Annotated in this window: 22 protein-coding genes, 1 tRNA gene, 2 pseudogenes and 1 riboswitch; of the genes and pseudogenes, 12 read left to right on the top strand and 13 right to left on the bottom strand. The window is 71.8% G+C overall.

All coding sequences use genetic code 11. The features are described from left to right. Nucleotides 1–128 precede the first annotated feature (128 nt). The 3 genes from HF526_RS14295 to HF526_RS14285 form a co-directional block, all read right to left on the bottom strand. Nucleotides 129–1619, bottom strand: coding sequence for a trypsin-like peptidase domain-containing protein (locus HF526_RS14295; RefSeq protein ID WP_169381914.1), 1491 nt, complete (start codon nt 1617–1619; stop codon nt 129–131). Between the two features lie 99 nt (nt 1620–1718). Further along, entirely contained in the window at nt 1719–3113 is a 1395-nt protein-coding gene (locus HF526_RS14290; protein WP_239028675.1) for a sensor histidine kinase, read from the bottom strand. 88 nt (nt 3114–3201) lie between these two features. Continuing rightward, a complete protein-coding gene (locus HF526_RS14285) occupies nt 3202–3900 on the bottom strand; it encodes a response regulator transcription factor (protein WP_169381912.1) in 699 nt (232 codons plus the stop codon). A gap of 325 nt (nt 3901–4225) precedes the next feature. Here HF526_RS14285 and HF526_RS14280 point away from each other — a divergent pair, with 325 nt between their 5' ends. Both HF526_RS14280 and HF526_RS14275 read left to right on the top strand, forming a co-directional pair. Continuing rightward, nucleotides 4226–4834 (top strand): hypothetical protein, encoded by a 609-nt coding sequence (locus HF526_RS14280; protein WP_338051474.1) that lies wholly within the window; start codon nt 4226–4228, stop codon nt 4832–4834. A 387-nt stretch (nt 4835–5221) separates the two neighbouring features. Next, nucleotides 5222–7207, top strand: coding sequence for an acyl CoA:acetate/3-ketoacid CoA transferase (locus tag HF526_RS14275; RefSeq protein WP_169381911.1), 1986 nt, complete (start codon nt 5222–5224; stop codon nt 7205–7207). Between the two features lie 388 nt (nt 7208–7595). Here HF526_RS14275 and HF526_RS14270 read toward each other — a convergent pair whose 3' ends face one another. After that, nucleotides 7596–8447 (bottom strand): SDR family NAD(P)-dependent oxidoreductase, encoded by an 852-nt coding sequence (locus HF526_RS14270; protein ID WP_169381910.1) that lies wholly within the window; start codon nt 8445–8447, stop codon nt 7596–7598. Next, nucleotides 8444–8746 carry a hypothetical protein gene (locus HF526_RS14265; RefSeq protein ID WP_169381909.1) on the bottom strand — a complete coding sequence of 101 codons (303 nt, stop codon included), beginning with the start codon at nt 8744–8746 and terminating at the stop codon, nt 8444–8446. Before HF526_RS14265 ends, HF526_RS14270 begins: the two co-directional genes overlap by 4 nt. A 222-nt stretch (nt 8747–8968) precedes the next feature. On the opposite strand from HF526_RS14265, the gene HF526_RS14260 reads away from it, so the two are divergent. From HF526_RS14260 to HF526_RS14245, 4 genes are all read left to right on the top strand, one after another. Further along, the gene (locus tag HF526_RS14260; RefSeq protein ID WP_169381908.1) at nt 8969–9877 is read left to right on the top strand and encodes an alpha/beta fold hydrolase; all 909 of its coding nucleotides are present in this window, start codon (nt 8969–8971) and stop codon (nt 9875–9877) included. 118 nt (nt 9878–9995) lie between these two features. Continuing rightward, the gene (locus HF526_RS14255; RefSeq protein WP_169381907.1) at nt 9996–11441 is read left to right on the top strand and encodes a glycosyltransferase; all 1446 of its coding nucleotides are present in this window, start codon (nt 9996–9998) and stop codon (nt 11439–11441) included. Nucleotides 11442–11821: 380 nt separating this feature from the next. After that, on the top strand, nt 11822–13339 hold the full coding sequence (locus tag HF526_RS14250) for a long-chain-fatty-acid--CoA ligase (protein ID WP_169381906.1): 1518 nt from the start codon (nt 11822–11824) through the stop codon (nt 13337–13339). A gap of 14 nt (nt 13340–13353) precedes the next feature. Further along, entirely contained in the window at nt 13354–14832 is a 1479-nt protein-coding gene (locus HF526_RS14245) for a WS/DGAT/MGAT family O-acyltransferase (protein ID WP_211177204.1), read from the top strand. Here HF526_RS14245 and HF526_RS14240 read toward each other — a convergent pair. From HF526_RS14240 to HF526_RS34620, 6 genes and pseudogenes are all read right to left on the bottom strand, one after another. Further along, nucleotides 14769–15503: a carboxymuconolactone decarboxylase family protein gene (locus tag HF526_RS14240; RefSeq protein ID WP_169381904.1), complete on the bottom strand. Its 735-nt coding sequence runs from the start codon at nt 15501–15503 to the stop codon at nt 14769–14771. The genes HF526_RS14245 and HF526_RS14240 overlap by 64 nt on opposite strands. Then, complete coding sequence (locus HF526_RS14235; protein ID WP_169381903.1) at nt 15500–16381, bottom strand: beta-ketoacyl-[acyl-carrier-protein] synthase family protein; 882 nt, start codon at nt 16379–16381, stop codon at nt 15500–15502. The genes HF526_RS14240 and HF526_RS14235 overlap by 4 nt, the downstream gene beginning before the upstream one ends. Further along, nucleotides 16365–17900 carry a 3-oxoacyl-[acyl-carrier-protein] synthase III C-terminal domain-containing protein gene (locus HF526_RS36925; protein ID WP_338051472.1) on the bottom strand — a complete coding sequence of 512 codons (1536 nt, stop codon included), beginning with the start codon at nt 17898–17900 and terminating at the stop codon, nt 16365–16367. Before HF526_RS36925 ends, HF526_RS14235 begins: the two co-directional genes overlap by 17 nt. A gap of 40 nt (nt 17901–17940) precedes the next feature. Beyond that, nucleotides 17941–18381, bottom strand: a pseudogene (locus tag HF526_RS37425) (SIS domain-containing protein); the annotation flags it as partial. A 126-nt stretch (nt 18382–18507) separates the two neighbouring features. Next, nucleotides 18508–18657: pseudogene (locus HF526_RS37420) on the bottom strand (SIS domain-containing protein); the annotation flags it as partial. Then, nucleotides 18615–19010: a MurR/RpiR family transcriptional regulator gene (locus HF526_RS34620; protein ID WP_211177226.1), complete on the bottom strand. Its 396-nt coding sequence runs from the start codon at nt 19008–19010 to the stop codon at nt 18615–18617. The gene HF526_RS34620 and the pseudogene HF526_RS37420, both read right to left, overlap by 43 nt. Nucleotides 19011–19057: 47 nt before the next feature. Here HF526_RS34620 and HF526_RS14210 point away from each other — a divergent pair. Both HF526_RS14210 and HF526_RS14200 read left to right on the top strand, forming a co-directional pair. Continuing rightward, nucleotides 19058–19133 (top strand) — tRNA-Arg (locus HF526_RS14210). A 620-nt stretch (nt 19134–19753) separates the two neighbouring features. Continuing rightward, nucleotides 19754–20035 (top strand): metal-sensitive transcriptional regulator, encoded by a 282-nt coding sequence (locus HF526_RS14200; RefSeq protein WP_169381901.1) that lies wholly within the window; start codon nt 19754–19756, stop codon nt 20033–20035. A gap of 174 nt (nt 20036–20209) precedes the next feature. Here the strand turns inward: HF526_RS14200 and HF526_RS14195 are convergent, their stop codons facing one another. Both HF526_RS14195 and HF526_RS14190 read right to left on the bottom strand, forming a co-directional pair. Next, nucleotides 20210–21667, bottom strand: coding sequence for a PepSY-associated TM helix domain-containing protein (locus tag HF526_RS14195; RefSeq protein WP_169381900.1), 1458 nt, complete (start codon nt 21665–21667; stop codon nt 20210–20212). Nucleotides 21668–21771: 104 nt separating this feature from the next. Further along, nucleotides 21772–22572, bottom strand: a complete 801-nt coding sequence (locus HF526_RS14190) for a DUF5134 domain-containing protein (protein WP_169381899.1) — start codon at nt 22570–22572, stop codon at nt 21772–21774. Between the two features lie 432 nt (nt 22573–23004). Between HF526_RS14190 and HF526_RS14185 the strand changes: the two genes are divergently transcribed. The 4 genes from HF526_RS14185 to HF526_RS14170 form a co-directional block, all read left to right on the top strand. Then, nucleotides 23005–23403 (top strand): four-helix bundle copper-binding protein, encoded by a 399-nt coding sequence (locus tag HF526_RS14185; RefSeq protein WP_169381898.1) that lies wholly within the window; start codon nt 23005–23007, stop codon nt 23401–23403. Between the two features lie 532 nt (nt 23404–23935). Then, nucleotides 23936–23999, top strand: a riboswitch (Fluoride riboswitch). A 24-nt stretch (nt 24000–24023) separates the two neighbouring features. Further along, nucleotides 24024–24734 (top strand): DUF3040 domain-containing protein, encoded by a 711-nt coding sequence (locus HF526_RS14180; RefSeq protein ID WP_169381897.1) that lies wholly within the window; start codon nt 24024–24026, stop codon nt 24732–24734. Between the two features lie 646 nt (nt 24735–25380). Continuing rightward, on the top strand, nt 25381–26022 hold the full coding sequence (locus tag HF526_RS14175; RefSeq protein ID WP_169381896.1) for an AmiS/UreI family transporter: 642 nt from the start codon (nt 25381–25383) through the stop codon (nt 26020–26022). 121 nt (nt 26023–26143) lie between these two features. Then, nucleotides 26144–26249, top strand: a 106-nt coding sequence (locus HF526_RS14170; protein WP_169381895.1) for an acetamidase/formamidase family protein, incomplete at its 3' end; no start/stop codon positions are given.

Below are 26249 nucleotides of genomic sequence, written 5' to 3'. Positions count from 1 at the left end.
GGCCCTTGTGTCTCGGTCCACGGGGCACCACGAACCGAGACGGCCGGAACCACAGCAGATACCCACCAGCCGCGTCAACGAAACCGCGACGAAGGTCGCGTCGCGTGCGTCGACCGGTTGCGGTCGGCTCAGCCTGCCTCGCCCAGCGTCACCTCGACCGTCCGGTCGCTCAGCTGGACCTGGACGGCCTCGCCGGGCGCCCGCGAGCGGACCGCCGCCTGCAGTTCCAGGCCGGTCGCCACGCGCTTGTCCCCGAGCCGGATGACGACGTCGCCGGGCCGGATGCCCGCCGCCTGGGCGGCGCCACCGGGGACCACGCTCTGGATGCGGGCCCCGGTCACCTGCGGGTCGTCGATCAGCGCCACCCCGAGCACGGCGCGGGTGGCCTTCCCGGTGCGCTCGAGTTGCTCGGCGATGCGCTTGGCCTGGTTGATCGGGATCGAGAACCCGACGCCGATCGAGCCGCCCTGCGCGCCGGTCGTCGCGATGGCCGAGTTGATGCCGATCACCTTGCCGCCCATGTCCACCAGCGGGCCGCCGGAGTTGCCGGGGTTGATCGCGGCGTCGGTCTGCAGCGCGTTGAGCACGGTGGCTTCGCTCGCCTGCGAGTCGCCGCCCACGGTCACCGCGCGGTCCAGCGCGCTGATGATGCCGGTGGTCACCGTGCCGCCCAGCCCCAGCGGCGAGCCGAAGGCCACCACCTGCTGGCCGACCCGCACCGACGAGGAGTTGCCGAGCTCGACCGGGGTGAGCCCGGAGATGCCCTGCGCGCGGATGACGGCGAGATCGGAGTTCGGGTCGCGGCCGACGATGCGCGCGGGCGCGGTCCGGCCGTCCTGGAACACCGCGGCCACCGCGCCGCCGTCCGCCGCCGACTCGACGACGTGGTTGTTCGTCAGGATCAGCCCGTCGCCGCTGAGCACCATGCCCGAGCCCTCGCCGGTGGCCCCCCGGCCCTCGACCCGCAACTGCACGACGCTCGGCAGCACCCGCTGCGCGACCGCTTCGACCGGGCCGAGCGGCGTCGCCGCCGGGTCGACCTCGGGCAGCGGCTGGCTGAGCACGCCGCTGGAGCCACCGCTGCCGCTGCGCTCGGCGAGCGAGTAGCCGACCCCGCCGCCGACGAGACCACCCACCAGCGCGGTGGTCAGCGCGACGGCGACGATCCCGCCCAGGCCGCCGCGGCGCCGCTCCGGTGCCGCGGCGATGTGCTGCGTCGCAAGCCCCTGCCAGTGCGGCGCGCCCACCGGATAACCCCCGCCGTACGGCTGCGTGGTGTACGGGTGCGACTGCGGGACGCCATAGCCCTGGTCGGGGTTCCCCCAGGCCTGCGCAGGCCGGCTGTACCGGGCCCACGGGTCCGGATTCGCCCAGTGGGCGGCCGGACCGGTGGTGTCGGGCGCCGGCTCGACAGCACGCTCCGGCACGGGCGGGCTCGTCGCCGCGCCTGCGCCCGGCTCGGCACCGCGGTCCTGCGCGGCTGCGGGCTCGGCGACGGGCGGCGCCCACGGCGACCGTCCGGCACCGGCCGGATCCCCCGCGTTCGCCGGCCGGTCTCGAGCCTGCGCCGGTCCCTCGGGCGTCAGCTCGGCGGGGCCGTCGGGGGTGTCGTTCGCCATGACCTCACCGTGTTCGAAGGAGCGATTGCCGCATCTCGGACACCGAGCCTAGGAGGTGGGCCGGGGACGCGCCCTGGCGCCGGGCGTCGCCCGCGGCGGTCAACCGGTCGGGCGGCGGCCCGGCAGGCGCAGCGCGAGCAGCGCCCCGCCCTCGGGCGCGCGCCCGGCCCACACCGCACCGCCGTGCCGGCCCGCGACCTGCTTCACGATCGCCAGTCCCAGCCCGGAGCCGGGCATCGTCCGGGCGCCGTCGGCCCGGTAGAAGCGGTCGAACACCCGCGGCAGGTCCTCCTCGGCAATCCCGGGCCCCGCGTCGGCCACCTCGATGACGACCGTCCACTCGTCCAGCTGGATCATCTGCACGCGCACGGTGGCCCCGGGCGGGCTCCACTTGGCCGCGTTGTCCAGCAGGTTGAGCACAGCGCGTTCCAGCGCGGTCGCGTCGCCGATCAGCGTCCACGGGGTCAGCATGGCCACGAACTCGACGTCGCCGGCCCGGCGCCGGGCGCGCTCCAGCGCCCGCTCGACGACGTCGGTGAGCTCGACCGGCTCGTGCAGGACCATCGGCGGGTCCTCGCGGGCCAGCTCCACCAGGTCGCCGACGAGCTGGGACAGCTCCGCGACCTGCGCACGGACGTCGTCGAGGATCTCCGCGCGGTCCGACTCGGGCAGCGTGGGCGCGCCCGGCTGGTCGGCCGCGGCGAGCAGTTCGAGGTTCGTGCGCAGTGAGGTGAGCGGGGTTCGAAGCTCGTGGCCGGCGTCGGCGACGAGCCGCCGCTGTTGCTCCTGCGATGCGGCGAGCGCGCCGAGCATCTCGTTGAAGCTGTGGGTGAGCCGGCCCAGCTCGTCGGATCCGCTGCCGTGGATCGGGCGCAGATCGCCGGTGGCGGCGACCCGTTCGGTGGCCGCGGTGAGCCGCTGCACCGGCCGCAACCCGGCCCGGGCCACGGCGACGCCGGCGAGTGCGGCCAGGATCACCCCGATCCCCCCGACGATCGGCAGAGCTATCCCGAGCTTGGTCAGCGCCTGCTGGGTCGGTTCCAGCCGCTGCGCGATGACCAGCGCGCGCCCGCCGCCGGCCTGCACCGCCACGACCCGGTAGCTGCCGTCGGCCAGGTTCGCGGTCCGCGTCGAGTACACGCTGACGCCGCGGGCGACATCGAGCTCCTCGGTCCCCAGCGGCGGCGCCGAAGCCGCGCCCTCGGCGGAGCGGGCGACCCCGTTGGCCATCAGCAACGCGATCCGGATGTCCCCGGCGCCCAGTACCTCGGGGGGGATGGTGGCCAGCGACTGCGGGTCGGCGAGCTCGCTCTGCGCTGCCGCGGCGGCCCGCTGCAACAGGTTCTCGTCCAGCGTGTTGAGAATGTTGGCCCGGACGACGATGAACGCCGCAGCCGAGACGAGGATGACGGCGCCTGCAGCGACGAGCGCCGCGAGGATGCCGATCCGGGCGCGCAGTGTGATCCGGTCCAGGGCGGGGACCCGGCTGTGCATAGTGGCAGCATCCCCGCCCGGCAGGGCCACGCGATCCGTAGGGGGTGCCAGGTGGGCGGCCCGCCCGGTTGCGGTCATGCGGGCACCGTCACGGAGCCGACTCCCGCAGCACGTAACCGACCCCACGCACGGTGTGGATCAGCCGTGGCTCGTTCTCGGCCTCGGTCTTGCGGCGCAGGTACCCGATGTAGACCTCGAGTGCGTTGCCGGTGGTCGGGAAGTCGTAACCCCACACCTGCTCGAGGATCTGTGCGCGGGTGAGCACCCGCCGGGGGTGCGCGAGAAGCAGCTCGAGCAGCGAGAACTCGGTACGGGTCAGGCTGATCCGCCGGTTGCCGCGGCGCACCTCGCGGGTGTCGGGGTCCAGCGAGAGGTCCGCGAACTCCAGCGGCCGGCTCTGGCCCGCGGCGGCGGCGATGTCCTCGGGGCTGCGGCGGCGCAGCAGCGCCCGCAGCCGGGCGAGCAACTCCTCGAGGGCGAACGGCTTGGGCAGGTAGTCGTCGGCACCGGCGTCGAGCCCGGCGACCCGGTCGGAGACGGCGTCCCGGGCAGTCAGCACCAGGATCGGCAGCTCGTCGCCGCTCCCGCGCAGCCGGCGGCAGACCTCCAGCCCGTCCAGCCGAGGCATCATCACGTCGAGCACCATCGCGTCGGGGCGCTGGGTGGCCACCGAGTCCAGCGCGGCCTGTCCGTCGTTCGCGAGTTCGACCTGATAGCCGTTGAAGGCGAGCGAGCGGCGCAGCGACTCACGCACCGCCCGATCGTCGTCGACGACGAGGATTCGCATGAACCCAGTGTGAACGCGCCGTCTGAGAGGTCCCTGAGAGGTTCCTGTGCCGCCGCCCGGATTGTCGGTGATCGCTGGCGAAGGCCACCCGGATCCACGGTAGCGACGGCCCGGCAGCGGGGACGGCCACGGCAGGCGCGCACGCTCGGACCCGCGGAGGCTCGGCCGCTGCACCACGTCGGCTACCTGTGGCTGGCGTTGGTGCTCTACGCCTCGGCGGTCCGGCGGGTCGGCGAGCTGGCGCGGCTCGGCCTGCGGGCGGTCCGGCGGGCCCCGACCCCGAACGACGCCGGTTCCTGTCGCGGATGATCGCGGGTGGCGCGGGGTGCTGGCACTGGGCGTCCGTGACGTCCCGGCGATGGAGCGATCCAACGACGCGGTCGCGGCGATGCTGCAGGAGTACGCCGATCTGCTCGCCATCTCCGGCGGTGACCCGTTCAAGGGGCGCGCCTACGAGAAAGCGGCGCGTACCGTCGCCGGGTACGAGGGCGACGTCGGGTCGCTGGACGAGCGAGGACTCGACGCGATCCCCGGCATCGGCTCCTCCCTGGCGGCCAAGATCGCTGAGTTCAGCCGCACCGGCTCGGTGGACGAGCTCGAGACGCTCCGGGCCCGCCGCAACTTCTTCCAGGGCCGCCCCATCACCGGCGACGACATCAAGGACGTCTACCGGCTCGGTCCGACCGGCCAGGAGATGCAGCAGCGGGACTGGGCTACGCCGCTGTCCTGCCTCGGCGTGCTGCTGCTCAACGCCACCGACGCCCCGATCCACTTCGCCCTGCCGGACCGCCTGGCCCGGATCCCGATGCGCGTGGTGGTGGACACGGGTTCGAGTGCTCGGCAGGACCAGCCGGCCGTGGACCCGCACGAACTGAGCCCGCGCTCCTTCGCCGTGCTGCGGGCCGAGCGGCCGGGGGGAGCCGGCTCCGCCTGAGGCACACGCCAGCGAGCCTCGCATGATCTCGAGGATCGCGTGCACGAAAGGCGCGGTCCCGGGAGCCGGTGGGCACCGACACGCCACCCCCGCAGCGAGCAGACTGCGGACTTCGGTGATTCGAGCCGACCGGCGTGCAGCCTATGGTGGCAGGCACCGATCACCAGAGCGGGTTGCGAGCAAGGAGGCGCGGATCGGCCGAGCAACTCCCGAGCTGCCGTCCACCAGGCTCCGGCTCATCGATTCGACGACCGGACGACCACCTGGCGAGCCGGTCCGAGCTCGTGGAACACCCGGGCCGGCCGGGCTCTCACCGACGGTGCCACCGGCTCGCGGCCGGCGACGTCGGCACAGCAGGCCTGTCGCTGTGCGGAACGGAGGCAGACGATGAGCGCCCAGACCGCAGCGGAGCTCGTCAGATCGCTGCCCGGGCTGCCGGAGCGGGACAAGACCGTCACCGCCGACGAGGCGGTGAGGCTGATCCGCGATCGCGATGCTGTGGTGATCGGCGGATTCCTCGGTGCGTGCTTCCCGGAGGAGCTCACCCTCGCCCTCGAAGCGCGCTTTCTCGAGACAGGACGTCCCCGCGAGCTGACCGTCGTCTCCCCGGTCGCCGCAGGTGACCTGCGGGGCCGGGGGCTGGACCATCTGGCGCGGGAAGGGCTGCTGCGGCGCGCGGTCGGCGGTCACTTTGCCGCCGCACCGGCCATGCAGAAGCTCGCCGTCGAGGGTGCGATCGAGGCCTACAACCTCCCACTCGGCTGCTTGTCGCAGTTGTTCCGGGACATCGCGGCGCACAAGCCCGGCACCCTCTCGCGGGTCGGCCTGGGCACGTTCGTCGATCCCCGCCACGGCGGCGGCAAGATCAACCAGCGCACCACCGAGGACCTCATCGACCTCGTCACCCTGGGCGGCGAGGAGTACCTGCTCTACAAGTCCTTCGGCCTCGACGTCGCCCTCCTACGAGGCACGACGGCCGATCCCGACGGGAACGTGACGATGGAGCACGAGGCCCTCACGGTCGATTCGCTGGCCATCGCCACCGCGGTGCACAACGCCCGTGGCCTGGTGATCGTCCAGGTCGAGCAGGCGGCCGAGCGGAGGAGCCTCCACCCGCGCGCGGTGGAGATCCCCGGACCCATGGTGGACTGCGTCGTCGTCGCGTCGCCCGAGCACCACTGGCAGACCATGGGCGCGCGGCACACGCCCGCCTACAGCGGCGAGCTGCGCGCCCCGCTGCAGTCCGTCCCGCCTCTCCCTCTCACGGAGCGCAAGGTCATCGTTCGGCGGGCGGCGATGGAGCTGCGCCCCAACAGCGTCGTCAACCTCGGCGTCGGCATCCCCGAGGGGATCTCCAGCGTCGCCCACGAGGAGCGGATCCTCGACAGCCTCACCCTCACCGCCGAGCCCGGCGTCATCGGCGGGTTCCCGGCGGGCGGCCTGGACTTCGGTGCCGCCCTGAACCCCCGGGCGGTCATCGAGCAGGCCGCCCAGTTCGACTTCTACGACGGCGGCGGGCTCGACGCCGCCTTCCTCGGTCTCGCCCAGGTCGACCGAGAGGGCAACGTCGACGTCAGCCGTTTCGGCCCTCGCCTGGCCGGTGCCGGCGGGTTCATCAACATCAGCCAGAACGCCCGGCGCCTGGTCTTCCTCGGTACCTTCGTCGCCTTCAGCCGACCCGCCGTCGAGGACGGCAGGCTCGTGATCAGCGACGAACACCCCTGCCCCAAGTTCGTCACCGAGGTGGAGCAGCGGACCTTCAGCGGGCCCCATGCCGCCGCCGCCGACCAGCCGGTGCTCTACGTCACCGAGCGCTGCGTCTTCCGACTGACCCCCGGCGGACTGGAGCTCATCGAGATCGCCCCCGGCGTCGACCTGGAGCGAGACGTGCTCGACCGGATGGGTTTCGCGCCGATCGTGCGGCAGCCGGGGCTGATGGACGCCCGGATCTTCCGGCCCGAGATCATGGGCCTGAGAGACGACCTCCTCGCGATCCCGATGGCGGCACGGTTCAGCTACGACGAGGTGGAGAACCTCTTCTTCCTCAACCTCGAGGGCCTGTCCATCACCAGCACGTCCCAGCTGGAGGCGGTCCGCGCCGCCGTCGACGACCGCCTCGCCGCCATCGGCCACCGCGTCTACGCCATCGTCAACTACGACAACGTCTACATCGCGCCGCACCTCACGGACCAGTACACGGAGGCGGTCCGCAGCACCGCCGAACGCCATTACCTGGGCGCGACGCGGTACACCACCAGCGCGTTCATGCGACTCAAGCTCGGCACCGCGCTCGACGCCCGCGACGTCGCACCCCACATCCACGAGAGCCGCCAGGAAGCCACGGCCTGGCTGAGGCGCTCCCGCACATCCTGAGGGACGCCTCGTCAGCCGTTGGGGCAGGCACGTCGAGGGTTGCGGTGAGGCCGGCCGCCCCGAGGCTCGACACCGTGGCGGGAGCCGAGGACCGCTCCGATCACCCCGAGTCGCGTCGCGCGCTCGGGATGTCCTCGATGCCGGTGTCCTCCGAGAACCGGACGGTCCTGCCGGAGCGACGGACGAAAGGCACTGTGGGTCATCTGCGGGCTGCCCCTCCCGAACGATGGCCGGTTTGCGACGACGCCAGGAAAGCGCGCGCCGGCGCCGTCCCCGGAGTCGATGGTCCTCCATCCGGACGACGCCGAGCGAGCAGGAGCCGGTCCCAGCCGGTCCGTCAGGCGCCCTCGCGCGGGAGCGGTCGCGGCTGGCACCCGACCGGGCCCCCTCAGCCGGTGCCGAACAACCAGCGTTCGAGCCCGACGGTAACTCTCGGGTAGAGCCGGGGGGCGAGCCGGACGAGCAGGTCCGCGATCTTGGCATCGGTGCCCACGAGGATGCGCGGTCTACCGGCCTCGACCCCGTCGACGACGATGCGCGCGGCCTGCTGGGCGGACATCTTCAGCAACTTCTCGTTGTAGGTGCGGGTCCGCGCCTGCTGCTGCGCCGTCACGGCGCTGCCGTGCTGCTGCGCGTGCCCGAGCGCAGCGGTCGCGATGCCGGTCCGCACCCCGCCGGGGTGCACCACGCTGACCTGCACCGGGTGGCCGCCCGCCAGCATCTCGGCGCGCAGCGTCTCGGTGAAGCCGCGCACGCCGAACTTGGCGGCGCAGTAGTCGCTCAGCGAGGGCTGGGCCATGATCCCGTTGAGGCTGGAGACGTTGACCACGTGCCCGTCGCCGGAGGCGATCAGGCGAGGCAGGAACGCCTTCGTCCCGTGGATGACCCCGAAGAGATCGATCCCGATGGTCCGCTCGTACGCCGCCCAGTCGGTGTCGAGCACGCTGCGACCGCCGCCGGCGACCCCGGCATTGTTGTAGACCTGGTGCACCACCCCGAAGTGCCCGGCCACCGTCGCCGCGTACGCCTCGACGGCCGGCCGGTCGCGGACGTCGAGATGGGCGGTGTGCACGTCGGCGTCGAGAGCCCTGAGCTGCACGGCGGTCTCGGCCAGCCCGGGATCGTCGACGTCCGAGATGGCGAGCCGGGCCCCGCGCCGGGCGAGTTCCAAGGCCAGTTGCCGGCCGATGCCCGAGCCGGCCCCGGTGACGACGGCAACCTTGCCGCGAACACTGCTCATCCGGGACCTCCAGTCCTGGGAGTGGGCGCAACACCGGCGCCACCGGTGCGGGGATCGGTGGAGCGCTCCGGGAGGCGGCCGACGACCCGGGGTGCGAGCTGATCACCCAGGCCGGAGTTCTCGACGTGCCGGGTGGCCCGGAAGACCGTCGCCGGCACCGCGGTGACCGTGGCGGCGCCGCTGCGATCAACGTCTTCGCCGGCAGCTCGGTCCTGGGGTGGCGGCCGGTGCCGATCCCAGAGGTCCCCGCCCGCGGGCAGCACGTCGGGGTGCTCGACCGGCATCTGCGTGGTGGTCATGCGTCGCTCCCGGTAGGCCCGAATCCTACGGCCGGCTACGACGATGCGCACTACGACGATGCGCGCTACGGCCACCCGTCGCCACGACGAACTGCACGCCTGCCCCGTCGGCCGCTGCCGGGTGCTGCGGGCAGGGGCAGCTGGCCACGGTCGCCGCCGGCGGAGGACCTGTTCCGATGCCGCGTCGGATGGCACCGTGGGGTGGCACCGATGAGGAGAACGATGGGCCAGCGAGCGCAGCCGGGTACCAGTCACACCGTCGACTGGGACGGCCCCGTGCACTACGTCGACTTCGGTGGCGACGCCGAGGGGCCCACCGTCGTGCTGGTGCACGGCCTCGGCGGCTCGCACCTGAACTGGGAGCTGTGGACGCCGCTGCTCGCGCCGCACGCCCGCGTGCTCGCCCTGGACCTGCCCGGCTTCGGCCGCAGCGAGCCGTTCGGGCGGCGGACCACGGTGCAGGCCAACGTCGTCGTCCTGCGGCGGTTCCTCGGGGAGATCGCCCGCCGCCCGGCCGTGCTGGTCGGCAACTCGATGGGCGGGATGATCTCGATCTTCACCGCCGCGTCCACGCCGCAGGCGGTCAGCGGCCTGGTCCTGCTCGACCCGGCGCTGCCCGGGGGGCACCGGACGCCGGACCCGGTGGTCGCCGGCCACTTCCTGCTCTACGCGCTGCCCTTCGTCGGCGAGCGGTTCCTCTGGCTGCGCCGGCAGCGGCGCAGCGCGCTGCACCGGGTGAGGGAGCTGCTCGAGATCTGCGGGGTGGACCCGGGGGACGTCCCGGCAGAGCTCGTCGACCGCTCGGCCACCCTCGTCGAGGAGTGCCAGGACGTCGACGGCATGGACCGCGCCTTCCTCGCCGCCGCCCGCTCGCTGGTGCGGATCCTGATCGACCCGGCGGCATACCGCGACGCGATGGCCGCACTGACCGCGCCGGTCCTGCTGGTGCACGGCGCCCGCGACCGGCTGGTGCCGATCACCGCCGCCCGCGAGGCCGCCCGGCAGCACCCGCACTGGCGCTACGTCGAACTGGCCGACGTCGGCCACGTGCCCCAGCTGCAGGTGCCCGACGCGCTGGCGAGGCAGGTGCTCACCTGGCTCGACGAGGCGGTCGCCGGCGACGGGGCCTGACGAGGACCCCGGGAGCATCGAAGCGATGAGGTGCTCCCTTCGCCGCACCCCCGACTCCGCACCTCGCGGCCGGAGCCGTGACCCTCATCGGCCGCTCGAAAAGGGTCTAGGGTGCAGGATGGTCGCCACGACGCCCGTGCCCATCGCGCCGCTGCCCCTGCAGCGATTCGAGTCGGTGCTCGGCCCCGAGGCCTACCGCTGCGTGCGCGAGGAGGCCGAGCGCGTGCGGGACGTCTGCGCGGGCCGGATCCTCTGGAACATCAACTCGACGGCACGCGGCGGCGGGGTCGCCGAGATGCTGCAATCCCTGCTGGCCTACGGCCGGGGCTGCGGCGTGGACGTGCGGTGGGAGGTCATGGTCGGCGACGAGTCCTTCTTCGCCGTGACCAAGCGCCTGCACAACCACCTGCACGGGTCGCCCGGCGACGGGCTGCCCCTCGACCACGCGGCACGGGAGATCTACGAGGCGATGACCCGGAGGACGGCGGAGGGCCTGGCCGACCGGATCTCACCCGGCGACATCGTGCTGCTGCACGACCCGCAGACGGCCGGCATGATCCCCGTTCTCCGGGAGCTGGGGGGCTTCCTCATCTGGCGCTGCCACGTCGGCATCGACACTCCGAACCGCATCACCCAGCAGGCGTGGCGCTTCCTGCGCGGATACGTCGCGCAGGCTGATGCCTACGTCTTCTCCCGCCGGCAGTACGTCTGGGAGTCGCTGGACCCCGACCGCACGGTCCTGATCGCGCCGTCCATCGACGTCTTCTCCGCCAAGAACGAGGCCCTCACCGAGGTGCAGACGCACGCCATCCTCGCGGCGGCCGGGCTGCAGGAGGACGACCTCGACGCCGGTGCGGCGGTGTTCACCCGCATCGACGGTTCGCCCGCGCGCGTGGAGCGCCGGGCGGAGGTCGAGGAGGACCGTCGGCTCCGCCCCGATCACCAGTTGGTGGTGCAGGTCTCCCGGTGGGACCGGCTCAAGGACCCCGCGGGCGTGATCGACGGCTTCGTGCAGCACGTCGTCCCGCACTGCGACGCGCACCTGCTCTACGCCGGCCCGGCCGTGTCGGCGGTCGCCGACGACCCCGAGGGCCGGGCGGTCCTCGCCGAGGCCCGCACGCGCCGTGCCGCGCTCACTGCTGCGGCCCGGGAGCGGGTGCACCTCGTGGCGCTGCCCATGGCGGACCTGGAGGAGAACGCGGCGATCGTCAACGCGCTGCAACGCCGGGCGGACGTGGTCGTGCAGAAGTCCCTGGCCGAGGGGTTCGGGTTGACCGTCGCGGAGGCGATGTGGAAACGCCGCGCCGTGGTCGCCAGCCGCATCGGCGGCATCCAGGACCAGATCGACGACGGCCGCTCCGGGCTCCTGGTGGGACCGGGCGACCTCCGCGCCTACGGGCAGGCGGTCGTCGCGCTGCTCGGCGATCCGGCTCGCGCCACGGAGATGGGACGCCGGGCCGCCCGGCGGGTGGCGGAACGGTTCCTCGGCACGCGCTCGCTGACCCAGTACTTCCGGTTGTTCGGGCGGCTCCTGGACGGACGGCCCGCTGCCGAGCCGTCGTAGACCGGGGCGGCCTGCCCACCTGTGGAACCGACGTCGGGCCGCGGGCCGGGCGGACCTCGCCGGCCGCCCCGCGACCGGCACGCCGGGGCCGGAAGTCCCCGGCGCCTCCGGCCTTCCGGCCGGTGCGGCGGCCGGCGAACCCGACCAGACTTGCAGCCGACCGATCACTTGGCAGAGATGCAGGGAAGAGATGCCAGGAAGACAGGCGAGCGGGACCCGGCCGCAGGTGCCGACGGTCGCCTGCCTGATCGGGCCGGCGCCGCCGGCTGGTGAGCGCTCGCGGCGTCGTCCGCCCAGGAGAGGGCGGCACAGATCCACACCGTTGCCGGTCCACGGCCGCTGAGCCGTCCGGACCGCATCGGCCACCTCGGGAGCCGACCGTGGCGTTCAACCTGGCCACCATCCTGCGCGAGTCCGCCCGCACCCACCCGCAGCATCCCGCCCTGCTCTTCGACGGCAGTGTGGTCAGCTACGCCGAGCTGGACGCCGCCTCCGACCGGTTCGCCGTCGGCCTGCTGGCCCGCGGGCTGGTGCCCGGCGACGTGGTGGGGCTGCAGCTGCCCAATGTGCCGCAGTTCGTCGTGGCCTACTTCGGCATCCTCAAGGCCGGCTGCGTGGTCGTGCCGATGAACGTGCTGTTCAAGGCCGGCGAAATCGGCTACATCCTCGCGGACTCCGGCGCCCGGATGCTCATCACCTGGGCGGGGGCGGCCGAGGAGGCCGCCAAGGGGGCCGCCGACGCCGGCGTGCAGGGGCTGGTGGTGCTGAACCCGCCGGGCACGCCTCCGGCCGGCGTCGGGCGCCCGTTCGAGCAACTGCTCGCCAACCCTGTGCCCGGCCGGCCGCCGCTGCACCAGACCGACCCGGGTGACACCGCGGTCATCGTCTACACCGCGGGGACGACCGGCCGGCCGAAGGGCGCCGAGCTCACCCACTTCCAGCTGTTCATGAACGCCGACACCCCGGGCCGGCTGTTCGGCGCCCGGGACGACGACGTCGCCCTGGTCGTGCTGCCGCTCTTCCACGTCTTCGGCCTGGCCGTCCTCGTGAACGTCTTCACCCGGTTCGCTGCGACCATGTCGCTGCTGCCCCGCTTCGAGCCGGCGAAGGTGCTCGAGGCCGTCCAGCGCGACCGGGTCACCGTGTTCATGGGCGTGCCCACGATGTTCGTCACGCTGAACGGCCAGCCGGACAAGGACAGCTACGACCTGAGCTCGCTGCGGCTGTGCGTCTCCGGCGGCGCTCCGATCCCGGCCGAGGTGATCGACGAGTTCGAGCGCACCTTCGGCGTCGTCATCCTCGAGGGCTACGGGTTGTCGGAGACCGCGGCGACGGTGACGTTCAACGTCAGCGAGCAGGAGCGGCGGATCTACAGCGTCGGCAAGCCGATCTACGGCGTCGAGGTCGAGATCTGGGACGAGCAGAACGAGGTGCTGCCGCCAGGGCAGGAACACGTCGGCGAGGTCGTCGTGCGCGGCATCGACGTGATGCAGGGCTACCACGGCAAGCCGGAGGCGACCGCGGAGGTGTTCACCGACGGCTGGTTCCGCACCGGTGACCTGGGCTACGTCGACGAGGACGGCTTCTTCTTCGTCGTCGACCGGAAGAAGGACCTGATCATCCGTGGTGGCTACAACGTGTACCCGCGCGAGATCGAGAACGTGCTCTGCACCCATCCCGCGGTCGCCCAGGCCGCGGTGGTCGGTGTCCCCGATGAGCTGCTCGGGCAGGAGGTCAAGGCCTACCTCGAGCTGCGAGCCGGCCTGCGGGCCACCGAGGACGAGCTCATCCAGTTCGTCAAGGAACGGGTCGCCTCCTACAAGTACCCACGCTCGGTCGAGTTCCGGGAGCACCTGCCGATCAACGCCGCCGGCAAGATCGTCAAGCGGGAGCTGTGACCGCCGTGGACCGCATGAGCCCGCTGAGCGCCGCGTTCCTGCAGATGGAGGACGAGCAGCCAGGGACGTCGCTGGCCATCTCCTCGATCGCGGTCTTCGCCGGACCGGTGCCCGGCCAGGAGCAGTTCCGCGCCACGCTCGCCGGCCGGCTGCCGCTCATCCCCCGCTACCGGCAGAAGGCCCGACAGGTGCCGCTGGATCTCGGACCGCCGGTGTGGGTCGACGCGCCGGACTTCAACCTCGACTACCACCTGCGCCGCACCGCGCTGCCCGCGCCGGGTGGCGACCGGGAACTGGCCACGCTCATGGGCCGGATCATGTCCGCCCGGCTCGACCGCGACCGGCCGCTGTGGGAGTACTGGCTGGTCGAGGGCCTGGCCGGCGGCCGGTGGGCGCTGATCTCCAAGATCCACCACTGCATGGTCGACGGCATCGCCGGCACCGACCTCTACCGCGTGGTCCTCGACCCCACCCCCAAGCCGGGGCCCGGCGTACCGGACGACTGGCAGCCGAAGCCCGAGCCCTCCACCGCCGAGCTCACCCTGCTCGTCGCCCGCGACCTCGCGACGCTGCCGTGGCAGACCACCCGGGCGCTCGCGGGTACGGTCCGCCATCCCCGGACGCTGGGTCGGCTGGCCCGCGACGCGGTCCGTGGAGGGGTGGCCGCGTCGACGGCTTTGGTCCCGACGCGCGCGTCGTCGCTGACCGGCGAGCTGTCGGCCGAGCGGCGCTACGCCTTCGCCCGCAGCAGCGTCGCCGACGTCACCACCGTCCGGCACGCCCTCGCCGGCACGTTCAACGACGTCGTCATGGCCGCGGTCACCGCCGGCTTCCGCGCACTGCTGCAGTCTCGCGGCGAGCAACCGACCCGGCACCTCATCCGGTCGCTGGTGCCGGTCAGTCTGCGCGCGCCCGGCGAGGAGAGCATCCGGGACAACCGCGTCTCCGCGATGCTCGCCGAGCTGCCGGTGGAGATCGCCGACCCGGTCGAGCGGCTCGCCGCCGTCCGCGCGCTGTTCGACCGGCTCAAGGCCGAGCGCGAGGCCGAGGCGGGCGAGGTGCTGCTGCGCGTCGCCGGCCACGAACCGTTCCTGGCGATCGCGCCCGGCGTCCGGCTCACCTGGCACCTGCCGCAGCGCAGCATCACCACGGTCACCACCGACGTGCCCGGGCCGCGCCAGCCGCTGTACGCGCTCGGCCGCCGCTGCGTGGAGATGATCCCCTACGTGCCCATCGCCGCCCGGGTACGCGTCGGAGTCTCCATGCTCACCTACGCCGGGCGGCTGGCCTTCGGCATCACCGGCGACTACGACACGGCGGCAGACGTGTGGACCCTGGCCCGGGGCATCGAGACCGGGATGGCCGAGCTGGTGGCGGCCGCCCGCCGCGACGGTCAGCCCGCAGCGCCCACCGGTCAGCCCGCAGCCGGTCAGCCCGCAGCGCCCGGCGGCCGGCGCACGGCGGGTGGCTCCCGCAACACGTCGTCGCGCTGACGGCGGCCCCGCGGCGGCCGTCCGCGGCGGGCGTCCAGCTCGACGTCCTCGTCCCCGACGTCGTCCTTGTCCCCGACGTCCTCGAGCTGGATCCCCAGCCCACCGATCGCTGTCGCCAGGCCCTGGTAGTGCCCCACCAGCAGGCACAGCTCGATCACCTCACGGTCGGTGAGCACCGCCCGCGCGGGCGCCCAGGCGGTGTCCGACAGCGCCCGCTGCGCGAGCAACTCGTCGCTGACCGCGGTCAGCACCCGCTGGCGTGCGGACAGGGCTCCGCCCGGCGGTGCCTCTGCCACGGCCCCGACCTCGGCGGGCGTCAGTCCGACGCGCAGGGCGATCGGCACGTGGTGCCACCACTCGTAGGCCGCGCGGCACTGCCAGGCGACGCGCAGGATCACCAGCTCGGTGTCGCGCCGTGACAGCGTGCCGAACGGCATCAGCACAGCTGAGTAGTACAGCCAGGCGCGGAAGAGGCGTGGGTGCCGGCCAAGGGTGGCGAAGATCGTGAGCGGCCCGGTCCCGGCGAGGTGCCCGGTCACCCCGGCCACGATCCGAGGCAGCGGCCGCAACCGGCGCTGGGATGCCGGAGCGACGCGCGGGCTGCGACTCACCGGCGGCAGCAGCGCCTGCAGCGGCGCTGCCGCCGGATCCGCGGCGCGCAGCCCGCTCACCCCCGGTAGACGGCGGCGGCGACCGTGATCCCCGACCCCGCGGAGACCAGCAGCGCCGTGCCCGCGTCCGGAAGGGAGACGGAGTCCAGCGCCGCCGCGAGGGCCGCCGTGTGCGCCGAGGCGAGGCCGTCGGGAGGAGGGACCGCACGAGTCGGGGGAATCCCGAGCCGCTCGGCGAGCGCCGGGGCGAAGCCGGGAGTCGACGCGGCGGCGACGAGCGCACCGACCTCGCGCAGATCCAGCCCGTCGGCCGCGGCGAGTTCTCGTGCGGTCGCCTCCGCGCACTCGAGCGCGCGCGCGGGGTAGTCGTCGGCGATCTCGACGGTGAGCACGTTGCGTCCTCCCCCGTCCTCGGTGCGCCAGTCGATCTCGCTGGTGAAGCGGTCCCCGTACTCGGGGAAGGTCGCGAAGCGGAACCCGGTGAAGCCGGGGTGCGCGGCATCGGTGCTCAGCAGGATCGCGCCGCCGACCGGCGGGAAGCCGAACCCCTCGGTCTGACCCGGCTCGGGATCTGCGTCGGTGGCAACCACCATCCCCGCCTCGATCGTCCCCGACGCGAGCAGGCCGTGTACCAGCTCGATCCCGGTCAGCAGGCCACACGCCCCGTTGCGGACGTCGAAGGAGAGCGTTCCCTGACCCCCGCCGGGCTCCGGCTCGGGATTGGCGTCGATGTCCTCCTGGATCAGCGACGCGATCGCCGGCTCGGAGATGTTGCGATCGAGGTAGACACCGGCATTGATCAGCAGCTGCACGTCGTCGGGGGCCCGGTGCGCACGCTCCAGGCAGGCGCGGGCGGCGGCGTCCACGAGGTACACCGCGCCGACCGCCGGATCGCCGCCGGGGATCGCGGTGGCGGTGGCCTCAATCACGGTACCCATGGCTGCCCACCAGCTGTCCGTAGCGCTCCACCAACTGACCGACCGTGAAGATCACGATGCCGACCTCCAGCCCGGAGGCGAGGGCCAGGAGCAGGATCCGGTCCTCCCCGCGGAAGCGCCCCTCGTTCAGGTACTTCCACAGCGCGACGAAGTGCGTGGTCGACGCGGTGTTACCCAGCTCGTCGACGGTGACGACCATGTGCTTCGGCGCGGCGCCGAACTCCGCCGTGACCGCCGCCGCCCCCTTCGCGATGGCGCGCGTCGAGGTCTGATGCATGATCAGGTAGTCGACGTCGTCCATCGCGAGGCCGGCCGCGTCGAGCACCTCGCGCAGCCTCGGGACCGCCTCCGCGATCCCCGCCGCGTGGATCTCACGGGCCTGGGTGTGCATCGTCGTCCCCGGGCCGATCGTCGCCGGGAACGCCACGCACAGGCGGCTGTGCCCCGACAGCGTGGTGAACCCGGCCACGTCGATGCCGGGAGCGCCGTCGGGGGCCCGCTCGACGATCGCGGCGGCGCCGGCGTCGCCCAGGGTGAGTGAGGCCAGCTGATCGCTGGTCACGTCGCGGACCTCCTCCGCGGCGTTGCGCCCCAGCTCGGAGATGTACTCGCCGCTGACCACCATGCCCCGGCGGATCCGGCCCTGGCGCACCAGGTCGTTGAGCAGGAAGACGCCGGTCATCATCCCGGCGCACGCGTTGGAGAGGTCGAAGCTCAGCGCGCGGTCGGCGCCGAGCACGTGCTTGAGCCGCACGCTCACCGGTGGCTCGAGCTGGATCCGCATCCCGCCCACGTGCCGGCTGATGCTCGACACGATCAGCATGTCGAGGTCCTGCGCCTCGCAACCGGCGTGCGCGAGCGCATCCTGAGCCGCGGCGAGCGCGAGGGTGTAGGAGTCCTCCCCCGCGGCGACGACGTGCCGCTCGCGGACCCCGGTCAGCCGTTCGAGCTCGATGCCCGTGTCGTACCGGGTGCTCGCCATGAGCTCCTCGGTCGTCAGCCGCCTCTCGGGCAGCCGCGCCCCGATGCCGGCGAACCGGCTCCTGTAGGCCCGGCCTTCCGGGGAGCCACCGGTCCCGCCTTCCAGTGCCATCCAATGCCCCATGACCCATCCCAGCCACTCCCACGGCCGGGAGGGCAGATGCACAAGGCCCCGGTCACCGGTGACCGACGACCCCATCGGACCGGTGCCCGAAGGCCCACCGGTCGCGGGCGGCGGAACGGATGGCGCCCGCGTGCGAGCTCCCGGCCGCGGAACGGCCTGCGGGTCACCGCCGAAGAAGCGGGCGTTGTCGCGCCGCGTCTGCTCCGTGAGCGTCTTCAGCCGGGTCCGCGAGGCCAGCGACGAGCCGGGCTCGTTGAACCCGATGTGCCCGTCCCTGCCGATCCCGAGGATCTGCAGGTCGATGCCGCCGGCGTCGGCGATGGCCCGCTCGTGGTCGGCGCAGGCCTGCGGGGTCGACGGTCTGTCGGCCTCGGGGCCGTGGACGGCGTCCGCGGCGAAGTCGACGTGCGCCAACAGCTCCCGCTCGATGACCTTCCGGTAGCGCTGCGGATGGCCGGATCATCAGCGCGGTCGAGAAGGTGTTGAGCACCAGTTTCTGGGCGGTGCCGGCCTTCAGACGGGTCGAGCCGGCGATCGCCTCCGGCCCCGTCCACCGCGATCACGTGCGTGGCCAGGGGCGCCAGCGGTGCCTCCGGGTTGGACGTCACCAGCACGGTGACCGCACCCGCCTCCCGGGCCGCGCGGAGGGCACCTCCGACGTAGGGGGTGCGTCCCGAGGCGGTCAGGCCGATCACCACGTCGGCGGGCGCGACCCGCTCGGCCGCGTCGTCGACCAGCGCGGCGAGCTCCGGGAGCACCGCGGCGGGGACATGGGCGTCCTCGTCGTTGAGCATCTCGACCACGCGGATGGTCGGCACCTCGTCGATCACCAGGTGGCCGGGTTCACCTTCTCGGTCGGTGACGTGACACGAACGCCGTGACGCGGTCGGCTCACCGCGGCGCCTCCTCGGGGTAGGGGTCCGTCGTCGGACCGGGACTGGGCGAAGCGCCGGATGGCGACGGCCTGCCGGGTGGCGTCCAGCGCGGCGATGCGCGATGCCGTCGCGCCCGAGCGGAAGGTGGTCTCGCGAGCGCTGGTGACGAGAACGAGGTCGGCGACCCGGGCCAGCGTGGAGCGCGGGACGCTCGTCACCCCGATCGTGCGGGCGCCGCGGGACGTCGCCTCGGTCAGCGCCTCGACCGTGTCCCGCGTCTCACCGGTGTGCGCGATCCCGACGGCGACGTCCCGCGAGTCGAGCGCGCGGCAGCGGTCAGCGCGGCGTGGGTGTCGCTCCACTGGTAGGCGATCAACCCGATCCGGTGCAGCTTCTGCTGCAGGTCCAGGGCCACCACGGCGCTCGCACCGACGCCGAAGATGTCGATGCGGCGCGCTGCGGACGTGGCCGAGACGGCCTCGGCCAGCGCCGACCTGTCCAGGATCCGGGCGGTGTCGGCGATCGCCTGCTGGTCGGTGACCGTGACCGTCCCGACGATCGAGTCGAGGTCAGCGCGATCACCGTTCGGTGACGCCGTCGGCGGGCAGGCGAGACCGCCACGCCACCCCGCCCTGGGCGGCTGCGGCACCCGTGGCGGCGGGGCACCACCGCCACGCGGCTAGGATGCGGGGCGCAGCCCTCGTAGCTCAGGGGATAGAGCATCGGTTTCCTAAACCGTGCGTCGCAGGTTCGAATCCTGCCGGGGGCACCACGTCAGACCCGGTGTGATGACGTTGTCCGCACTGGTCGTGGGGTCATGCGTGGTGCGACGAGCATCGCAACCCACGCACGAAGGCAACGGTCGAGCAGCCGGCTCGCTCGGCCTCCGGATGCCGGCGCCCCCATCGAGCCGCGCGCTCACCCGCGCACAGCCGCGACCTCGGTGATGCACCGGATGAGCCGGCGCCGCCGTACAAGCGGATCGCCGCCGACATTCCCGGGGCGATCACCTGCGGTGCGCTGAAGCCGGGCGATCCAATCCCGACGGCCCGGCTGTCAACGGCAACTGAAGGAGCGCTACAGCGTCTCGGCGGGCACTGCGAACCGCGCTGCAGCTGAGCTCACGAGTCTGGGACTCGTCACGGCGAGCCGCGGCCGGCGTGCCCTCGTGAGCGGGCGACGGGCGGCCTGCACGTGGTGCGGACGAGACTCCAAGCGATGCGGATGAGACTCTTATGACTTCTACCAGCGACGACAGTGGCAGAAGCGCCGCTCTGTGACGGCCGTTGACCGGGCCGCGATGTGGGCTCGCGGCCATCGCGCCGCGCGCCCGCCGGCCCCGACATCACTGGGCCGGGATCGGCAGGGGAGCTTGGGTGATAGGGATGGGTGATGAACGGCTACGCCGATGACAAGGACGTGCTGCTGGCCCAGCTGCGCGGCATTGAGGGGCAGGTCGCCGACCTCGCCGGCATGATCGAGAGCGACACGTACTGCATCGACGTGCTGACACAGGTGGCGACGGCCACTCGGGCGCTGCGGGACGTCGCCCTGCAACTGCTCGACGCCCACCTCGCCCACTGCGTGACCGACGCCGCGGCGCAGGGCGGGGAACTGGCCACGCAAAAGGTTCGCGAGGCCAACGCCGCCATCGCCCGGCTGGTCAAGTCCTGACCGGGCAGGCCTGGCCGGTCCGGGTGTGCCGGGGCCGACCCCGGCCCACCCGGGCGCTCCACCGGCCCCGCGGGCGGGATCCGGTCGGCGGACGCAATCGGGCGTGAACCACTATGGCCGTCGTGGCGGCGGCCATCAGCGGACCGATCGGGCCGCGCGGTGAGGCTCGTTGGTCTACACGCGGGAACCGGAGCCGGTTCGCAGGTGACTGCGGATGCCGTCGATGGCCAGGAAGACCAGCAGCGAGCAGCCGAGCACGGGTTCGAACAGGCCCACACCGACGGCGAGGACGCCGATGACGATGACGGCTCCCAGGCTGGGCCGTTGGTTGCCGCCGGGGGCGCCGGCGAGGCCGCCGGGGGTCGGGCGGCGCAGCCACCACATGCGGTAGCCCCAGATCACCACGCAGATCAGGCCGAGGGCCAGTGCGGCGAGCAGGATCTGGTTGACCACTCCGAACAACAGGCCCATGTGGGTGTCGATGCCCCAGCGCGCCAGCTTCGCCGCGATCGGCCAGTCGGCGAAGCGCAGCACGTCGACGACGGTGCCGGTGTTCGGGTCGACGGCCACGGAGTCCTGCTTCTCCGGCCAGGACCGCTGCACCTGCGCGACGACCCAGGCCTGGCCCGGCTTGCTCGCCGGGGTGATCTGGACCGGATCGGTGAGGCCTTCCGAGCGGGCGGCGGCCAGCACCCGGTCCGCCGTGGCCCCGATGCCGACGGTCCCCGCCGCGGCAGCGGGCGGGGCGGCGGCAGTGGTAGGGGTGGGGGGCAGCGTCTTGGTGACCGACGGGGTGCTCCAGTGCAGCGCCGAGCGCAGCGCGCTGACGTTGTCGCCGGCGAAGTGCGACCAGGTCAGCCCGGTCGCGGACAGGAACAGCAGCCCGGCGCTCGCCCACAGCCCGACCGAACCGTGCCAGGAGCGCAACCGCACTCGCCTCGTCGCGGCGAACTCCGGGGCCAAGGTGCGGCGCAGCCGCTCGGCCCGGCGCCGGCGGATCACCCAGATCCCCAGCCCGCTGAGCGTCAGGACCCACAACCAGCTGGCAGCCAGCTCGCTGTAGACCCGTCCGACGTCGCCGAGGTGCAGGGTGCGGTGCAGCTCGTCGAACCAGGCACGCAGCGGGAGCCACTCCCCGTAGGTCGTCAGCGCGCCCCGGACCTGCGCGGTGTAGGGGTCGACGAACACCGTACGGGAGTATCCGTCGGCCAGCCCCGGCGCGGCGAACACGACACGGGTCGTGCCCCCCGGGGTACCCGGCGGGCGGATCGCGGTCAGCGTGCCCTGCGGCAGGGCCGCGGCCGCCGCCGCGACCTGCTGCTGCAGTGGCAGCGCCCGGGCCCCGACCGGCACGGTCAGCTCGTGGCGGTAGACCAGTTGCTCGAGCTGCGGGGTCAGCGTGTACAGCAACCCGGTCGTCGCCGCGACCAGCAGGAACGGGCCGACCAGCAGCCCGGCGTAGAAGTGCAGCCGCAGCACCAGCGGCCGCAGCCCCTGCCACCACCAGCTCCACGCGCCGGCCCGGGTCGTCGCCGCGGGCGCGGGGGGAGCCGGCGGGATCGCGGCGCCTTCGGCCGGCGCCTCCACCATCTCGTCGAGCCCGACCGGGCGGGTCTCGGTGGTATCGGACATGGGCGCTCCTCGCGGGCGTGCGGGTTCGACGGTCGGACCGCAGGAGCGCGGCCACCGCAGTCATCGGAGACGGGAGAAGGGCCGGCCGAACCGGCCGGCGACCTCTACAGCATCGCGAGCAACATCGCCGCCATGCCGAGACTCATCAGCAGATGACAGCCGGCCGAACCGCGGGCGCCGAGCAGCCGACGGGCCTGCGCCCCCGCCGCCGGCGGCGCCGAGCCAGGCGCGCCGGCCTGTGTGGGGGCGGTCCGTGTGGTGGCGGTCGGCTCAGCAGCGGCCGGGACGAGCGTGACGGCCGGTACCGGTTCGTGCGTGGCGTGCCGCAACACCCGGACGCCCCACATCACCGCAGCGCCCAGCAGAGCAGCGGACAGCAGCACGCTCAGCCCGACCGCCCACGCCGGCGTCGCCCCGGCGCTCATCGGCGTACCGGACATGGCAGCCGTGCTCATCGGCATGCCGGGCATGTCAGGCATGGAGGCCATGCCCGCAGAGCCGCTGTGCCCCGCGTGCGCAGCACCGCCCGAGGACGTGCCCATCAGCACCGGCATCCCGGCGACCATCCAGACCATCGCCGCGGCCATCAGCACGTGGTAGCCCAGCTCGATCCGGCCATGACCGGATCGGACACCTGTGCGCCCCGCGATCCCGAGCCGCCACAGGAAGTACACGCCGAACCCGGTGAACACGATGATCTGCACCCGGTCACCCAGCGAGCCGCTCCACGCCCACGTCATGGCAACCATGGCCACGCTCATCACGAGATGGAACAACTCGGTCAACGGGTCCCCACCGCGCACCGAGCGGGCCGACACCAACGATGCCCAGCGCACCAGCGAGTACGCCCCGGTGATGGCGAACAGGACGGTCAACGCCACCGCCAGCGGAAGCGGAAAGTTCACACGAGGCCCCTTCGTCGTCCTGCGGACGGTGCGCCGCAACGACCGGACCAGGCCCCGAGGGCATCGCCGCCGGAAGCCGGTCCCGGTGCCGCGAGCCCAGCCCGCAGAACCCGTTCCCGGATCCAGCCACGACACGCCCCGTTCATTGCCAGACCCCCGATCGTGTAGCACCAATCGCGGCGGAGGCTAACTCCTCGAGTCGATTTGATTCCATACGGTCACGGGGTAGGGGCAATGCGTTCCCGCCTGGGCCCGAAAGCGTGAGAGGGCACGGCGAGCACCTGACCGCGATCCGAACTTTACCGACATACCGGCGATTCCACCTTCTATCCTCGTCTCGCCGATGCCCGCACACAATCGCCGCCGACCACTGGCGCATCCCGGCGGTCACGGAGGACGGTTGCGTCCTGGTCGACGGTGAGGAGCAGACCAGTGACCGAGACTCTGCAGGTCATCGACAGCGCCGGAGCCGGACCGGTCCCGGCCCACGCCGAACTCGCCACGGTGCTCGACGCTCTCAGAGAGTGCGAGCAGGCCGCGAACGCCTGTGCGATGGCCATGGTCGAGGTCGGCGGCATGGTGACGGAGGTGCGCCGAGACCTCGACTGCGCGGACATGTGCGACGCGACCGAACACGTCCTGTCCCGAGGCCCGGCGACCGACCTGAACATCGTCGGATCCGTCGTGCACGCCTGTGCGCTGGCCTGCCAGGCCAGCGCAGCGGCCTGCGGGCCACACGCCGCTCAGTACGAGCACTGCCGCCTGCACTCCGAGAGCGCCAAGCGGTGCGCCGAGGCCCTCCAGCATCTGGAGAAATCCCTCAGCTTCTGAACCGCGTCCATCGCAGCCGGGCCGGCGCCCTGCCGATCATCGCCGGCGAACGGGTCAGGCTCGATCACTGCGGGCAGCGGGAGGAATACGGCCCCCGCCCGTGTCATCTGGTCAGGCGTCGCGAAGCCAGCCCAGTTCGTTACGATCCTGAACGGATTGTGATCAGCCCCAGAAGGCAAGCCGCCGGACGGCGACCCGTGGCACAACTGATCTTCTGGCACAACTGATCTTCGATACCGGAATGAGGACACGTCCCGGATTTCCCCCGGAACTGCTCGCTGCCGCCGGTTCGCCAAGAGGTACGCCTGCCCCGCATCATTGCGGCTTTGTCCGGCACGAAGTAGAAACGCCGATCTGCCGGGCAACGCGATTCTCGAACAGCATGAGGCATTTGCACCAAAGGGGATTGATTACGCATTATCTGGAGTCGTGTCCCATCCGGGAGGATTCGAGCCAGAGCGACATCAGGAACTGTAGGCCATCGGAGGGACAAGCCTAGCAGTGAGCTGCCCATGAGGCCATCATGAAGCCACAACTTATGGGTGATGGAGCTCGCCAGAACCGCGGCGCCGACCGCTGATAGCCCCTAGTCGATCTCGCTCGAGCGACTAGGAGGCTGCATGATCACCCAGAGAATCTCTTCCCCTCTCCTGATTCGCGAACCGCAGGTCGCTTTACTTCGAGCAGAGAGCTGCATTACCAGCCCTGTCGTCGGGGATGCGCGCGAAGATGTCCTTCGATGCCGGCCGCCGACAGTCGCTGCCACGATTACGGCGAGACCTCTCCACTTACTCATCTGTTATGCCGAAGCCGCGCTGCTCGCAATTGATATTCGGCGCGATTCCAGCGTTGGCGACAGCTTGGCCTACCGCTCCATCTTTCAGACGAATCGAATGCTCGAAATGTGCCGTTGCGTGATTCGGCATTGCGTGCCTCGCCCGCCCGACAGTGAGGGCAAGACCTGCTGGCACATTTTCGCAGATCGCGGTGTGCGCAAACTTGGATCGCGCTCATCTCTGAGAACTAATGTACGATCGGTGGTGGGACTCATGGCCCTGGAAAACCATGAATTGTCGGAGTTGAACAGGATCGGACTGGCCCTGCTTAAGGATGACCCAGAACTGGCGCGAAAGCTCAGCAAACCTATCCGGTGCACCTGCCATTTTTGGATGGCCCTGTCGTACGCGACCCTGGCCGTGTGCGCACTATTGCTGTGCATGGGGCTGGCTCTCCGTGATGTCACGGCTCCCATGGCGGGAGGACTGGCCTTGATGACCGCCTATCCGCTGTTTCTCGTCATGGCGAAAAGGCGAAGGCCCCTTACCGAATGAGCCGGCTGAGAGCAGACATCGGAGGTCACGAGCCCCTTGCAGGGCGGAACGACCCGAAGACCGAGGGGCCGGCCCGGGCGATTTGGGCGATCATCGACGTCGCCGAGCCGCCCCGGTCAGCGGTTGTGCCGGTGCCTGGTGAGCACGGCGGGACCGCGAGAGCCCGGCAGATCGACGCGCGTGGCCCACCCGTGGCGCAACTGTCGCGTGCACCGCTCCCCCATCCGCCGTTCGTCGCTGGTGCGCTACGCCGATCGACGATGTCCGAGTGCGAGGAAAGGAGGACCAGTAGGAGAGTGAGCCACGGCCGGCTCGGGCGACGATAAGGCTTGCCCTATCCGGGTAGGGCTCAAATACCTGACACTTGAGGATATCGGCAGGGGATCACTCCTGCCGCCAGGAAAGATGTGCGTGTTGTACCGTGCGCATTTTCCCGGGGGTCGTTTTTTTGTTTCGGGGGTATTGTTTGGATCGCTCTCCTGATGCACACTGCAAGTGTGCCTCGCCAGGCCACGACGGGTCCGGTGAAGGCTTGGCGGCCGCTGAGGCGGCACGATGCCCGCATCGGCCGCGCTCGGCGCAAGGGATGCGCTGGGCCCGCGCCTGGCCGGCGGCCGGCGGATTGTGGCCAAGGAGGTGTGCTCGCGTGGCAGCTGTCGGATTGCTCTTCGTCGGGGCTGTGCTCTTCATCAACGGGGCCATGCTGCTGGGGTGGATAGATGCGAGATCCGCTGCGCCGATGAACTTCTTCGTCGGCGCCCTCCAGATCATCACCCCCACCTATCTCATCTTCACCGCGAACGGTAACACGGACACTATTCTGCAGGCGGCGGGGCTGTACCTGTTCGCCTTCACGTACCTGTACGTCGGGCTCAACCTGTCGTTCGGGCTGGATGGGACAGGGCTCGGTTACTTCTGCTTCTTCGTCGTGCTGTCGGCTCTGGTCTACTCATGGCTGAATTTCACGCGCTTCCACGATCCCGCGTTCGGCGTTATCTGGCTGTACTGGGCATTCCTGTGGGCGCTGTTCTTCGTCGTGCTGGGATTGAAGGTCGAGAGCCTGACCAAGTACACAGGGGCGGTGTGTGCCATCGAGGGCTGGGTCACAGGCTGGGCGCCGGCGTTCCTGCTGCTGACCGGCTATTACAACGACTTCAAGACCCAGTTGGCGATCGCGCTCGCGGTCTTCGGCGTCGTCGTCTTCGGCCTGCTGGCCGTGACGCTGCGGCCCGGAAAGTACGTCACGGCCGAGCGGGTACCGACCGGGGCACCGGCCCCTGCCGGCTGAGCCCTCACAACTGCTGGCACCGCCGGTGTCCACGCAGCGAACTGATGGGTCGGGCCCGGCGCCGCGGGGCCTGACCCTCGTCCTCGACCGCCGCATCTATCACTGAGTAGGGAGTAGCTCGATGCCGCAAGTCGTGTTCCCGCTCGACAACACCAAGAAGTTCACCGACCAGAAGATCGTGGGCCACAATCGCTGGCACCCCGATATCCCGGCCCAGGTGCAGGTCA

Source organism: Pseudonocardia acidicola, assembly GCF_012911935.1.
Classification (GTDB): Bacteria; Actinomycetota; Actinomycetes; order Mycobacteriales; family Pseudonocardiaceae; genus Pseudonocardia; species Pseudonocardia acidicola.
This window is presented reverse-complemented; position numbering and strand designations above follow the sequence as displayed.

Bases quoted from the DNA above. Each gene is read 5' to 3' on its own strand.
- HF526_RS14260 (WP_169381908.1), top strand. From the start codon at position 8,969: ATGGGCCAGCGAGCGCAGCCGGGTACCAGTCACACCGTCGACTGGGAC.
- HF526_RS14295 (WP_169381914.1), bottom strand. From the start codon at position 1,619: ATGGCGAACGACACCCCCGACGGCCCCGCCGAGCTGACGCCCGAGGGA.
- HF526_RS14255 (WP_169381907.1), top strand. From the start codon at position 9,996: ATGGTCGCCACGACGCCCGTGCCCATCGCGCCGCTGCCCCTGCAGCGA.
- HF526_RS14265 (WP_169381909.1), bottom strand. From the start codon at position 8,746: ATGACCACCACGCAGATGCCGGTCGAGCACCCCGACGTGCTGCCCGCG.
- HF526_RS14180 (WP_169381897.1), top strand. From the start codon at position 24,024: ATGATCACCCAGAGAATCTCTTCCCCTCTCCTGATTCGCGAACCGCAG.
- HF526_RS14235 (WP_169381903.1), bottom strand. From the start codon at position 16,381: ATGGGTACCGTGATTGAGGCCACCGCCACCGCGATCCCCGGCGGCGAT.
- HF526_RS14245 (WP_211177204.1), top strand. From the start codon at position 13,354: ATGAGCCCGCTGAGCGCCGCGTTCCTGCAGATGGAGGACGAGCAGCCA.
- HF526_RS14270 (WP_169381910.1), bottom strand. From the start codon at position 8,447: ATGAGCAGTGTTCGCGGCAAGGTTGCCGTCGTCACCGGGGCCGGCTCG.
- HF526_RS14275 (WP_169381911.1), top strand. From the start codon at position 5,222: ATGAGCGCCCAGACCGCAGCGGAGCTCGTCAGATCGCTGCCCGGGCTG.
- HF526_RS14200 (WP_169381901.1), top strand. From the start codon at position 19,754: ATGAACGGCTACGCCGATGACAAGGACGTGCTGCTGGCCCAGCTGCGC.
- HF526_RS14285 (WP_169381912.1), bottom strand. From the start codon at position 3,900: ATGCGAATCCTCGTCGTCGACGACGATCGGGCGGTGCGTGAGTCGCTG.
- HF526_RS14290 (WP_239028675.1), bottom strand. From the start codon at position 3,113: ATGCACAGCCGGGTCCCCGCCCTGGACCGGATCACACTGCGCGCCCGG.
- HF526_RS14195 (WP_169381900.1), bottom strand. From the start codon at position 21,667: ATGTCCGATACCACCGAGACCCGCCCGGTCGGGCTCGACGAGATGGTG.